The organism is Massilia terrae (genome assembly GCF_024753145.1).
GTDB classification, from domain to species: domain Bacteria; phylum Pseudomonadota; class Gammaproteobacteria; order Burkholderiales; family Burkholderiaceae_D; genus Telluria; species Telluria terrae.
The window spans coordinates 265,395-278,141 of sequence record NZ_JANUGU010000002.1; the positions used below are offsets into that span (position 1 = coordinate 265,395).

The following is a 12,747-nucleotide window of genomic DNA, read 5'->3' on the forward strand; positions in this document are numbered from 1 at the left end:
AAAACCGTCGTCCCGGCGAAGGCCGGGACCCATGCTGAGCGTCCGCAGTCGCGCACCTCTGCGCCACATCATCCCCGACCTCAACCGAAGCACGCATGGTGAAGTTTTTGAGCGTGCCACCATGTCCCGCAATTCCTACGTCTACATTCTCGCAGGCCGCCGCTACGGAACGCTCTACGTCGGCGTCACCTCAGATATCATCAAGAGAATTTGGCAGCACCGCGAAGGTCTTGTGGCGGGCTTCACCAAGAAATACCACGTGAAGCTACTCGTGTGGTATGAAATACATGACGAAATCATGCAGGCGATCACTCGTGGAAAGCAGATCAAGGAATGGAAGCGGGACTGGAAACTCCGGTTGATCAACGAGTTCAATCCACTGTGGTGCGATCTCTACCCTGATCTGGTCTGAGCCGAAGAGCAGCAAACTCAGCATGGGTCCCGGCCTTCGCCGGGACGACGGTATTTCGTATAACGATGAAATTGGCGGCCGAAGGCGTTCCAGCGCGCTCCGGTAATCCGCGCTCCGCCACCGCTCAGGTCAGCCGCATCGAATTCTGCAGTATGCTTGGCTATTCGCCATATCTTCCGGCCCGATCCCGGCATCAGGAGATAACTCCATATTCGATCCTGCCCAGAGTATCCATAACCAGTTCATAGCCGACCTCGGTATCCAGCAACTCAAGCGGCGCCTCGCCGCCGATTGAACGGTTCGACTGACGCAACCACGTTCGAGCAGCATCCCGATCCTCAAGCACCGCCAGCGCCTTCTCCAGTACTTTCTCGGCTCGGTAAATTCGATCTTGTTCGGTTGGCGACAGCAGGTCGTCCTTCACGATGCGGCTATTCATATTGCACTCTGGTAGCCGCAACAGTTCGAACAACTTTTCCTCACTTACGCCGAGCTTGGCGGCGACGCCAGCGATAGCGCGAACGGGTGTACCTGCGCGCATTTGATGGATCAATTCACCAGTGTCACCGGCAAATGCGACCATTGCTTCTTCCTGCCTGTTTCCCATGGCTATCGTCCAGTGTTGGCACAATCACGCTTCAAGTATAGGCATCACGAGCCCGTTGCGTCAGCCTGCACCCGCCGCAACCAGCTCTCGCGCCAGAACAGGTACTCCTGCCGCGGGCAATGCGCCACGCACCTTCCTTGGCAAGTCACGCCCTCCAGCGCCACCGTGTGACTCAGTTCGATCATCTCGCCAGTGGTTTCGACGATCATGCGGCGTACCGGGAACGCGACCTGGAATGTGCTGCCAATCGCGCCGTTCATGGTCGGTTGGAAGGTCAGGCCGCGATTCCGCCCACGGACGTCGAGCGTGTCGCGAATTTCATCCGGGGACTTGACCGTGATCCATTCGCCCGGCGCCAAACGCAGCTCTCCACGACTGGGCCGCTGCGCCGATCCGGCGAGGGCCTCGGCCTCCGGCCGGCCCAGCACGCGCCGCCGCAATGCCCCCCACACGGTCCCGATAAACGCGCGCAGCGACAGTTCGCCACGCCAGACCTCGCCCAGCCACGGGCGCAAGTCCCAGCGGCTGATCGGCGTGGTGGCCGCAGCCAGCCGGGTCGACTGGCACACGTAGCCCCCCTCGCGCCGCGTCGGCAGGCGCGCCAGCACACGCGCCGCTTTCAGGTCCGCCGCGTGATCGGCTTCGTCTTCGATGCGGTCCTGGTCCAGCGCCTTCAGCCAGGCTTCCTTCCAGAACAGCAGGCAGCCGCGGTCGCAGTTGTCGTGAACGCTGCCGTTGCAGCGCGCATCGTGCAGGAACACCGCCGAGCGCATCCGGCGAAAGCCGTGCCCGACCACGCAGGTGCGGCTGGCGCGGCGCGCGACCGTGATGCGCTGGCCGCAGAACGCCAGCATCTCGGGCATGAACGGCAAGCCATCGAGCTGGCCGTGCTGGTCCAGCGTGGCGAGAATCTCGCGCGGGCTGCGCACTTCCACCAGCCGGCGCGCCAGCACTGCCTTGGAATCGTGAAGGAATGCCATGGGCCTGTCCTCATCAATCGACAGGCCGATTCTGGCGACAAAACAGCGCCCGATTTATATGTGGCTCAAACGCGCGCGGCAACGCGGCCGGGAAATGCCAGCACAAGCATCGCGTCGAACGCATCGCACGCACCGGCGCAGGCCTCCTCGATGCCGGCCTCGTCCTTCACATTGGCACGCAGCGCCAGCATGAAGGCGCGCCAGCGCGGCCCCGGCCCTTCGGCGGCGCCGCGCAGGTAATCGAGGGGGTGCGGCGCCAGCCGTTCGCGCAGGCGTTGGTACAGCACGCTGCCGCCCAGCTGCGAGCCTTCGACCACATAGCAGATGCCCCAGCGATAGGCCTCGCTCATGTCGCGCGGCCAGCAATGCGCAGAAGCATCGTGTGTCGGGAACAGGCCGGCAAGGCTCGGGTGCGCCAGATCACGTTCGATCTCGACCAGGCGGTTCAGGCCCGGCAGCCCGGCCGGCGATTGCGCCAGCGCCGCATGCAAGGGCACCAGCCAGTTGCGCAGCAGGACCAGGTGCGAGGCGTAATCGGATAATGTGGCGGCCTCGTGCGACAGCGGCAGTTGGCTGTCGAGCGCCGCGTGACGGCTGGCGGTGGCGCGCCGCAGCGCGGCGAGCACGTCGGCGTCGCCCGCGCCGTCATTGGTGGTGTTCATGGTCTGCTGGTCAAAGGCGAAACCGCAATGTTACCAGCCCTGCCGCAACATTTAATCTTCAATCGGAGCGGGGTAGCTCACCTCGACGATTTCCAGCTCGTCCATTCCCAGCGGCGTCTGCAGCGTGATCACATCCCCTTCGCGCGCCTTGGTCAGTGCGCGCGCCACCGGCGACACCCAGCTGATCTTGCCCTTCAGCGGATCGAGCTCGTCGATGCCGACGATGGTGACGGTATGCTCCTCGCCCGCCTTGTTGATATAGCTGACGGTGGCGCCAAAGAACACCTGGTCATTGCCATGATGCACGGATGGATCGACCACGAAGGCCGAGTCCATGCGCTTGGTGAGGAAACGGATGCGGCGGTCGATCTCGCGCAGACGCCGCTTGCCGTAGATATAGTCGCCGTTTTCCGAACGGTCGCCGTTGGACGCGGCCCAATGCACGATCTTGACGACTTCCGGGCGGTCGATGTCGATCAGCTGCAGCAGCTCGTCCTTGATGGCCTTGTACCCGGCCGGGCTGATGTAGTTCTTGGACCCGGCCGGGATGGCCGCCGCCAGCGCCGCGCCTTCGGCGTCCTCGTCGTCCGCATCGGACTCTTTGACAAATGCCTTATTCATGATTCCTATTGTAGCGGGCCGGCGGCCCGGCGCGTGTTGTTGCCGTATCATGCACGCAATGACACGACCGCTTCCAAACCGATCCCGGCTGTTGGCGCCACTGATCTACCCGGTGGCGCTCCTGCTGTTGTTCGAGGACTGGTGCTGGGACGTGGGCGGCCGCATCGCCGCCGCGATCGGCGCCTGGCCGCCGCTGCGCGGCTTCGAGGCCTGGGTGTGCCGCCTGCCGCCCTACGTGGCGCTGGTGGCCTTCGTGCTGCCGGGCCTGCTGCTGTTTCCGGTCAAGATCCTCGCGCTGCTGGCGATCGCCCATGGCCACGCCTGGTCCGGCATCCTCACCCTGCTGGTGGCAAAGCTCGGCGGCGCCGCCGTCGTGGCGCGCCTGTATGTGCTGGCCTTGCCGCAACTGCTGTCGCTGGCGTGGTTCGCCCGCCTGCACGCCTGGTTCATGCGCCTGAAGGAGCGCAGCCTGGCCTACCTGCGCACCAGCGGCACCTGGCGCCGCGCGCGCCGGCTGGCACAGGACGTGCGGCGCCGGCTCCGGCGGACCATGCGCCGGCTGCGCCCCGATCCCCGCGGCAGCCGCTGGTGGCGCGCGCTGCGCCGTTTCGTTATGCTGTGGCGCGCACGCCGGCGCAAATCCACCGAATCCGAACGCCTATGAGTCCAGCCACGCCCATCCTCGCCGCGCCGATGCAGGCGGCCAGCTCCGAGATCTACCTGATCGACGCGGCCACCCTGCAGCTGGTCGACGTCAACCAGGCCGCCTGCCTCAACCTGCAGTACGAGCTGCCCGCCCTGCAGCACATGACGCCGCTCGATCTGGCGCCAGGGCTGGTGCGCGCGGAGCTGGAGCACCTGCTGGGCGCGCTGGGCGACGAGATCGGCGCCGAGGTTGCGCTGTGCGCCCGCCACCGGCGCGCCGACGGCAGCAGCTATCCGATCCGGCTGTGCTTCCTGCGCACGGTGCGCGACGGCCGCGACCTGTTCCTCGGCATCGGCTGCGACCAGACTTCCGAGCACACTGCGGCCGAAATGCTGCGCCAGTACCAGGCGCGCTACAACGCCATCGTCAACCACACGCCCGGGCTGGTCTACCAGTTCGTGCAGCACACCGACGGCAGCTTCAGCTTCCCTTACCTGTCGGAAGCCTGCAATGCCCTGCTCGGCCTGACGACCCGCCAGCTGCAGCAGGATCCCGGCCGCTTCCTGCAGCTGGTGCTGGCCGAGGATCGCGAGAGCTACCTGCGTTCCATGGCCGAATCGAAACAACAGCTGTCGGCCTGGAACTGGGAGGGCCGGATCTGGATCGACGCCTGGCATGACGTCAAGTGGATCAACCTGCGCGCCACCCCGCAGCTGCTCGATGGCGGCACGGTGCAGTGGGACGGCATCATGACCAATATTTCCGACAGCAAGCGCGAGCAGGAAGAGCTGATCAGCTCGCGCAGCCGGCTGGCGCAACTGACCGATCACCTGGAGCGTGCCAAGGAGCAGGAACGCACCCGCATCGCGCGCGAAATCCACGACGACCTCGGCGGCAACCTCACGGCCATCAAGATGGCGCTCGCGATGCTGGCCGCGCGCCTGCCGCAGGATGATGCCCTGGCCGACAAGGCGGCCTACGTGGACGGCCTGGTCGACCGCACCATCGACGCCGTGCACCGCATCGCGCTCGACCTGCGGCCACCGACGCTGGACCTGGGGCTGTCGGCCGCGCTCGAATGGCAGGCCCAGGAATTCGAGAAGCAGACCGGCATCGCCTGCGTGTTCCGGGCCCCGGCGCGCGAGATCGCGCTCGATCCCGAGCATGCCAGCGCGCTGTTCCGTATTTTCCAGGAAGCGCTGACGAATATCGCCAAGCATGCCGACGCGACCCGGGTCACGGTGTCGCTGCGGCGCGAACGGCGCAAGCTCGAACTGTGTATCCGCGACAACGGTCGCGGCCTGGCGCCGGGCGACCGCCTGAAGCCGGAATCATTCGGGCTGCGTGGCATGCACGAGCGCGCGGAAGCCTTGGGCGGCACGTTGACCTTGTCTGCTGAGCCGGGAGCTGGCACGATGGTGACAATAACGATCAGGCTGGCCAGCCGCGCCGACCCCGCAGAATGAGTGACAAAGCAACTATTCGTGTTTTCATCGCCGACGACCACGCCATTGTGCGTGAGGGGCTCAAGCAAATCCTGGCCGAACAGCGCGACATCGTGGTCGCGGGCGAGGCCGAAAACGGACTGGACGCGATCCGCCTGTTTTCCAAGGCGCGCTGCCAGGTGATGTTGCTCGATATCTCGATGCCCGACCGCAACGGCATCGAAGTGCTCAAACAGGTCAAGAAGGACAAGCCGGACAGCGCGGTGCTGATGCTGTCGATGCACCGCGAAGACCAGTATGCGATCCGCTCGCTCAAGGCAGGCGCGGCCGGCTACTTGACCAAACAGAGCGCGCCGCGCGAGCTGTTGGTGGCAATCCGCCAGGTGGCCGCCGGCCAGAAATACGTGAGCGCGGCGCTGGCCCAGACCCTCGCGGCCCAGGTCGGCGCCGACCACGAGACGCCGCCGCACGAGGGGCTGTCCGACCGCGAATACCAGACCCTGCTGATGATCGCGTCGGGCAAGACGGTGAGCGAGATCGCGCGCGAGCTGTCGCTGTCGGTGAAGACTGTCAGCGAATACCGGGCGCGGCTGCTGGTCAAGATGAAGCTGAAGAACAGCGCCGAGCTGACGCATTACGCGATTCGCAACCAACTGGTCGATTAAGCCTCAGCCGTAGGGTGGGCGGGTTTCCCGCCCACGCGTTCACGATATGTGAGCGTTTCCTGAACGCGTGGGCAGCAAGCTGCCCACCCTACCGGCTATGGGTCCCCGCCGGCGCCAAAACCCTTCCCCGCCGCGCCAACTGCCGCCAAAACAACACTCACCGAAAGTTGACTCTTTAAGATGGCTTAACGACAAGCAAGCGCGTTATCATGGCGCCATACAGTAGCAAGATTGCTTTCGATGCACCGACCACCCGCCTCCGCCCTGTCCGCACCGTCCGAGTTCGCCAATCCTGCCGATATCGCCCGTGAAGCGTTCCGCCGCCTGGCGTCGCGCCGCATCCAGCCGACCCCGGAAGCCTACCGCGACGTCTATAACGAGGTGGCCGGCATCGTGCCGGCGGCATCCAGCGATGGCGCGGTGCAGTTGCTGTCGACCCTGGCGCTGCGCCTGGCCGACATGCCGGGCGAGCTGTCCGACTATGGCGTCCGCTTCCGGCGCGCGGTCAAGGAGCGTGACTGGGACGGCTACAGCAAGCTGCTCGGGCACCTGATCGACACCCACCTGCGCAAGGGCGGTGCGCTGGAACGCCTCGGCGCCGAGCAGCCGGAGGCGCGCGCGCTGCGTGACATGCTGGGCCGCGCGCTCGGCTACGCCCTGCCCGCCCTGCTGTCCGGCGCGCCCCAGCTGGCGGCCGAATCCGAATCGCTGGGCATGGCGCTGCGGATCCAGGTCGGCGAATCGGAACTGCAGGACATGGCCGCCCGCTTCAAGCAGCTGTGCTACCAGATCGAACTCCACAGCGGCGACCTCGGCGAACAGCAGGAAATGCTGCTGCGCCTGTTCCGCCTGCTGCTCGACAACGTCGCCGAACTGCTCGACGACGACAGCTGGATGCGTGGCCAGATCGCCACCGTGCAGGAGCTGATCGCCGGCCCCGTCAACCACCGGGTGCTGGACGACGCCGCGCGCAGCCTGAAGGACGTGATCTACCGCCAGGGCAAGCTCAAGCACGGGCTGGCCGAGGTCAAGCTGACCGTCAAGAACATGATGATGACCTTCGTCGACCGGCTCGGTTCCGTGGCCGCCTCGACCGGAGACTTCCAGGCCCGCATGGGCGGCTACGTCGAGCGCATCGGCAGCGCCGGCAACATCGCCGAGCTGAACGATGTGCTGTCGGAAGTGGTGAAGGCCGCGCGCCAGGTCGAGCAGGATGCGATCGATTCGCGCGACAGCATGCTGGCCGCGCAGGACGAGGTGCAGGCCGCCGAGCAGCGCATCGCCAGCCTCGAGGCCGAGCTGCAGCAGATGAGCGAGCTGGTGCGCGAAGACCACCTCACCGGCAGCCTGAACCGCCGCGGCATGGACCACGCCTTCGAGCGCGAACGGGCCCGCGCCGACCGCCGCAACAGCCCGCTGTGCGTGGCCCTGCTCGACCTGGACAACTTCAAGCGCCTGAACGACACCCACGGCCACGCCGCCGGCGACCAGGCGCTGCGCCACCTGGTGCGGGTGGTCAAGGAGACCGTGCGCGCCGAGGACACAATCGCGCGCTACGGCGGCGAGGAATTCATGATCCTGATGCCGGACACCACCCTGGAAGACGCGTCGCTGGCCATGACCCGCCTGCAGCGCGCCCTGACCAAGCACTTTTTCCTGCATGACAACGAAAAACTGCTGATCACCTTCTCCTGCGGCGTCGCCCTGCGCCAGCCGGGCGAAGGCCAGGACAGCCTGCTCAAGCGCGCCGACCAGGCCATGTACCGCGCCAAGCACAGCGGCAAGAACCGCGTGATGATCGCGCCCTGAGCGAGTCACTGTTAGCACCCTCCCCGTCGTCCCGGCGCAGGCCGGGACCCATGCTGAGTGTTCCCACACGCTGCGCGTGATGGTTCGCATCTGCGCGGATCGTCTATGGGTCCCGGCCTGCGCCGGGACGACGGTTTTGGGGTTATGGGCATTTATGCAAACGCAGGAATAGAGGGCAAAAAATTCCGCTTTTCTCGCTAAAGTTTCCCAAAAACCTGCCGAAGAAGCGACCCATCCAACCCGGGCTTGAGGGTCGAACCCACAAAAAAATTCGCCCCGCATGCACTCAAGGTTTTCCGTATGGCACCGTTACCGGGAAAGACTGCGGTGTGATTGCTCTAGAGTAAAAGAGCACCCCAAGGTCTACCCGGCACTGCCGCCGACCCCGGAATACCCAAGCTTGGGAGAGAAGAAATGCCTTCGTATATCAATACCAATATTGCGTCGCTGAACGCACAACGCAACCTGAACGCTTCGCAGTCGTCGCTGACCACTTCGCTGCAACGCCTGTCGTCCGGCCTGCGCATCAACAGCGCGAAAGACGACGCCGCCGGCCTCGCGATCGCAACCCGCTTCACCAGCCAGATCGACGGTACCAACCAGGCCATCCGCAACGCCAACGACGGCATCTCGCTGGCGCAAACCGCTGAAGGCGCACTGGGCGAGATCACGAACAACCTGCAGCGCATCCGCGAACTGGCACTGCAAGCATCGAACTCGACCAACTCGGCTTCGGACCGTGCGGCACTGGACCAGGAAGTGCAGCAGCGCCTGTCCGAGATCGACCGTAACGCCTCGCAGACCAACTTCAACGGCCAGAAGATCCTGGACGGCTCGTTCGGCACCGCCAACTTCCAGATTGGCGCCAACGCCGGCGAAACCATCAGCATCTCGCTGGGCCAGGGCGCCAGCATGCGCACCGGCTCGATCGGCGCCGTGGCATCGACCACCACCACCAAGTCGATCGGCGCGGACGCGACCGGCGGCTCGGTCGACATCAGCCCGAACACGACGAGCTTCGGCACCGCCGGTTCGGCCGCCACCGCCGGCTCGCTCACGATCAATGCCGGCACCCGCCTGTTCGGCAGCGCCGCTGTGGCCCAGGTCGACGGCAAGAACGCCGGCGCCGCCGCCGCCGCCACCAACTTCTCGATCGCCGCTTCCGCCGCAACCGGTGCCAGCTTCCAGAGCCAGGCCATCACCAAGTCGGACTTCAGCGCCAGCGGCCCGGCCGCGCACTTCGACGTTAACGACGGCACCAGTACCTTCACCGTGGCGCTGGACGGCAAGAACTACTCGGCCGACGCGAACCTCGGCAACATGGTCAACGACATCAACACCCAGTTGAGCGCGGCCGGTGCGAAGGTCACCGCCAGCGAAAACGCTGGCAAGCTGGTGTTCACCAGCACTGTCACCGGCGCCGCATCGCCGACCCCGACCCTGAGCAACATCGGTGCCGACCTGGCGACCGCCGGCCTGACCGCAGGCGGCGGCACCACCACCACCACCGCCGGCCAGGACGCCGTCACCACGACCAACGCTTCGTTCACCGTCGACGGCACCACCGTCAACCTGAACGGCAACTACGCCGACCGTAACGCCCTGGCCACCGCCATCAAGGGCCAGCTGAGCGGCTACAATGTCCAGGCCGACGCCACTACCGGCGCCCTGACCATCACCCACACCGGCAACGTGGCCGCCGTGGCAGTGGCTGGCCTGAACGCCAACGAGACCGCCAACCTGGGCCTGAGCAACAGCGCCGGCACCGCCGGCAGCGCCAGCGTGGCCACCACCAACGCCTCGTTCACGGTCGATGGCACCAAGAACGTGACGCTGAACCAGAACTACGCGTCGTACGATGCGATGGCGACCGACATCACCAGCCAGCTGGGCGCAGGCTACACCGCGACCAACAACAACGGTGCGATCTCGATCACCCGCTCGACCACCGGCGCCGCCTCGACCGCCGTCGACATCACCGCTGCCGACTCGCAGTCGACCGCGGCCGGTTTCGGCACCGCCACCGGCACCGGCGGCGCCAATGCTGTCGCCAGCACCAACGCCAGCTTCCAGGTCGACGGCCACACCGTCAACCTGAACGCCAACTACGCCGACCAGACCGCGATGGCGACCGCGATCACCAGCCAGCTGTCGAGCTCGGGCTACACCGCGACCGTCGACTCCGGCAAGATCAAGATCACCAACAACACCGACGGTTCGGCTGCGGTGCAAGTCACGCAGACCACCGCCTCGGCTGCGGCTGGCATCACCACCGCCACCGGCACCGCCGGCGTGACCTCGGGTTCGGTGTCGCTGGCTGCCGGTGACTTCACCATCACCAACAGCGGCGGTTCGACCATCGACCTGAAGGGCAGCTACGCTTCGGCGGACGACCTGGCGGCCGAGATCAACAAGAGCGTCAGCGGCGTGTACGCGTCGGTGAGCGGCGGCAAGCTGTCGCTGACCTCGTCGGGCGACCTGACCCTGGGCGGCACGCAAGCGTCGGCCATGGGCTTCGCCTCGACCTCGATCAAGGCCAATACCGGCTCGCTGACCGGCACCAACGTCAAGACCACCGACGCCGCACTGTCGACCGTGCAGCGTGTGGACTCGGCGCTGAGCTCGGTAAGCTCGCTGCGCAGCCAGTTCGGCGCAATCCAGAACCGCTTCGACTCGGTGATCTCGAACCTGTCGTCGTCGAGCGAGAACCTGACCGCGTCGCGCAGCCGCATCCAGGACACCGACTTCGCTGCTGAAACGGCTTCGCTGACCCGCGGCCAGATCCTGCAGCAAGCCGGTACCGCGATGCTGGCGCAAGCCAACTCGCTGCCGAACGGCGTGCTGTCCCTGCTGCGTTAATCGGAACCGGCCGGCCTTCGGGCCGGCTGACGCCGAAACAAGGCAAGACCCGGTCGGATTTGTCCGACCGGGTATTTTTCGTTAAGGAGCAAGGTCATGGATATCCGACAGGTAGGCAGCCCGGCGCCCGGCGCCACCCTCCCGCAGGCCCGTCCGGCAGCCCCGGCGCCGGCCTCGCCGATCCCGGCCAGCGCGCCCGCGCCCAAGGCCGAAGCGCCCGACCACCAGCAGCAGCTGGAGGAAGCGGTCAAGCAGCTGAACAAGACGATCGCGTCCCTGAACACGGGGATCGAGTTCTCGATCGACAAGGACACCAAGGAACGGGTGGTCAAGGTCATCGACCAGGACACCAAGGAAGTGCTGCGCCAGATCCCGTCCGAAGAGACGCTGCAGATCTCGAAGGCGCTGGACAAGCTGCAGGGCCTGCTGATCAAGCAGGAAGCTTGATTTACAGCAATACGTACCCTTGATCCGGCGCAAGACGCGCCGCCGGGCCGTTTTATCGTCCGCGTTTCGAATTAAGCAGGTTTTCCCCCTCTAAAGTCTGCATTGCCGCCTCCGTTAACTGTTTATAGTTGACGCATCAAAGGAGGTAGCAGTGGCAACCGTTGGAACTATCAGCTCACCGGGCATCGGCTCAGGCCTGAACGTCAAGGACCTCGTCAGCAACCTGATGGCGACCGAGCAGGGTCCGATGAACACGATCCTGAAGCAGGAAGCCACCGACCAGGCCAAGCTGTCGGCCTTCGGTACCCTGAAGGGCGCGCTCGGCACGCTGCAGACGGCGGCGTCCACGCTGAACATGAGCTCGACCTTCGCCTCGGTCGCGGCCAATGTGGCCGACTCCTCGTATTTCACGGCCTCCACCAGCGGCACCGCGGTGGCGGGCGACTACAACATCCAGGTCAAGGCGCTGGCCGCCTCGCAAAAGCTGATGTCGAGCGGCTTCAGCGACCCGACCACGGTGGTCGGCGACGGCACCCTGACCATCGACATCGGCAAGTACGACACGGCCACCCCGCCCGGCTTCACCGCCAAGAGCGGCAGCACGGCGGTGACCATCACCATCGGCCCCGACAACCACACGCTGGCCGGCATCCGCGACGCCATCAATGGCGCCAACGCCGGCATCTCGGCCAGCATCGTCAACGACGGCACGACCTCGCGCCTGTCGATCACGACCAAGGACAGCGGCACCGCCAACCAGGTGCGCATCGGCGTCGCGACCAGCGGCGGCAGCGGCCTGTCCGCGCTCGCCTACAACGGCGGCGCCGCGACCGGCCTGACCCAGAACGTGGCGGCGGCCGACGCCCACCTGGTGGTGGACGGGCTGGACATCTACAAGTCGAGCAATACGGTCACCGACGCGGTGCAGGGCATCACCCTGAACCTGCTCAAGACCACGCCCGACGCCACTCCGGACAAGCTGTCGCTGACGCCGGACACCAACAAGATCCGCAGCGCGATCGACAGTTTTGTCAGCGCCTACAACGCGGTGCACGCGCAGATCGGCCAGCTGACCGCCTACGATGCCTCGACCGGCACCGCCAGCCTGCTGACCGGCGATTCGACCACCACCGGCATCGACGCCAAGCTGCGCAGCATGGTGACCAGCACCGTGGCCACCGGCATCCCGGGGCTGACCTCGCTGACCGACATCGGCGTCGGCTTCCAGCTGGACGGCACGCTGAAGGTCGACACCGACAAGCGCGACAGGGTGCTGAACGATCCCACGATCGACGTCAAGAAGCTGTTCGTGAAGAGTTCCGACACGATGGTCGGCGTGGGCTCGATCATGAACACCGGCGTCAGCGCCATGATCTTCGGGAACAACGCCACGATCAACCAGAAGGTCGACAACCTGAACGCCGACTTCAAGCAACTGGAAAAGCGCAAGACCGACGAAACCGCGCGCCTGCAGCAGGTGCAGGACCGCTACACCTTGCAGTATTCGAGCCTGGACACGCTGATCGCCAGCATGAACAAGACCCAGAGCTACCTGACCCAACAGCTCGCCGCGCTCAAGGCGAACTCAGCGTAG

12 protein-coding genes are annotated in these 12,747 nt (G+C 65.6%); 8 read left to right on the forward strand and 4 right to left on the reverse strand.

The window, feature by feature from the left end:
• Positions 1 to 31 precede the first annotated feature (31 nt).
• Entirely contained in the window at positions 32 to 412 is a 381-nt protein-coding gene (locus tag NX778_RS08415) for a GIY-YIG nuclease family protein (RefSeq protein WP_258811274.1), read from the forward strand.
• 193 nt (positions 413 to 605) lie between these two features.
• Here NX778_RS08415 and NX778_RS08420 read toward each other — a convergent pair whose 3' ends face one another.
• From NX778_RS08420 to greB, 4 genes are all read right to left on the reverse strand, one after another.
• Positions 606 to 995 carry an Xre family toxin-antitoxin system antitoxin gene (locus tag NX778_RS08420; protein WP_258811275.1) on the reverse strand — a complete coding sequence of 130 codons (390 nt, stop codon included), beginning with the start codon at positions 993 to 995 and terminating at the stop codon, positions 606 to 608.
• Positions 996 to 1,063: 68 nt separating this feature from the next.
• Entirely contained in the window at positions 1,064 to 1,999 is a 936-nt protein-coding gene (locus NX778_RS08425; protein WP_258811276.1) for a hypothetical protein, read from the reverse strand.
• 65 nt (positions 2,000 to 2,064) lie between these two features.
• Positions 2,065 to 2,661: a biliverdin-producing heme oxygenase gene (locus NX778_RS08430; RefSeq protein ID WP_258811277.1), complete on the reverse strand. Its 597-nt coding sequence runs from the start codon at positions 2,659 to 2,661 to the stop codon at positions 2,065 to 2,067.
• 51 nt (positions 2,662 to 2,712) lie between these two features.
• A complete protein-coding gene (greB, locus tag NX778_RS08435) occupies positions 2,713 to 3,282 on the reverse strand; it encodes a transcription elongation factor GreB (protein WP_258811278.1) in 570 nt (189 codons plus the stop codon).
• Between the two features lie 91 nt (positions 3,283 to 3,373).
• Here greB and NX778_RS08440 point away from each other — a divergent pair, with 91 nt between their 5' ends.
• The 7 genes from NX778_RS08440 (at position 3,374) to fliD (ending at position 12,747) form a co-directional block, all read left to right on the forward strand.
• Entirely contained in the window at positions 3,374 to 3,946 is a 573-nt protein-coding gene (locus tag NX778_RS08440) for a hypothetical protein (protein ID WP_258811279.1), read from the forward strand.
• A complete protein-coding gene (locus NX778_RS08445; protein ID WP_258811280.1) occupies positions 3,943 to 5,394 on the forward strand; it encodes a sensor histidine kinase in 1,452 nt (483 codons plus the stop codon). Before NX778_RS08440 ends, NX778_RS08445 begins: the two co-directional genes overlap by 4 nt.
• Positions 5,391 to 6,038, forward strand: coding sequence for a response regulator (locus NX778_RS08450; RefSeq protein WP_258811281.1), 648 nt, complete (start codon positions 5,391 to 5,393; stop codon positions 6,036 to 6,038). The genes NX778_RS08445 and NX778_RS08450 overlap by 4 nt, the downstream gene beginning before the upstream one ends.
• Positions 6,039 to 6,278: 240 nt before the next feature.
• A complete protein-coding gene (locus NX778_RS08455) occupies positions 6,279 to 7,847 on the forward strand; it encodes a GGDEF domain-containing protein (protein ID WP_258811282.1) in 1,569 nt (522 codons plus the stop codon).
• 414 nt (positions 7,848 to 8,261) lie between these two features.
• Positions 8,262 to 10,706 (forward strand): flagellin N-terminal helical domain-containing protein, encoded by a 2,445-nt coding sequence (locus NX778_RS24575; RefSeq protein ID WP_307727984.1) that lies wholly within the window; start codon positions 8,262 to 8,264, stop codon positions 10,704 to 10,706.
• Positions 10,707 to 10,802: 96 nt separating this feature from the next.
• Entirely contained in the window at positions 10,803 to 11,153 is a 351-nt protein-coding gene (locus NX778_RS08470) for a flagellar protein FlaG (protein WP_258811283.1), read from the forward strand.
• A 151-nt stretch (positions 11,154 to 11,304) separates the two neighbouring features.
• Positions 11,305 to 12,747 (forward strand): flagellar filament capping protein FliD, encoded by a 1,443-nt coding sequence (fliD, locus tag NX778_RS08475; protein ID WP_258811284.1) that lies wholly within the window; start codon positions 11,305 to 11,307, stop codon positions 12,745 to 12,747.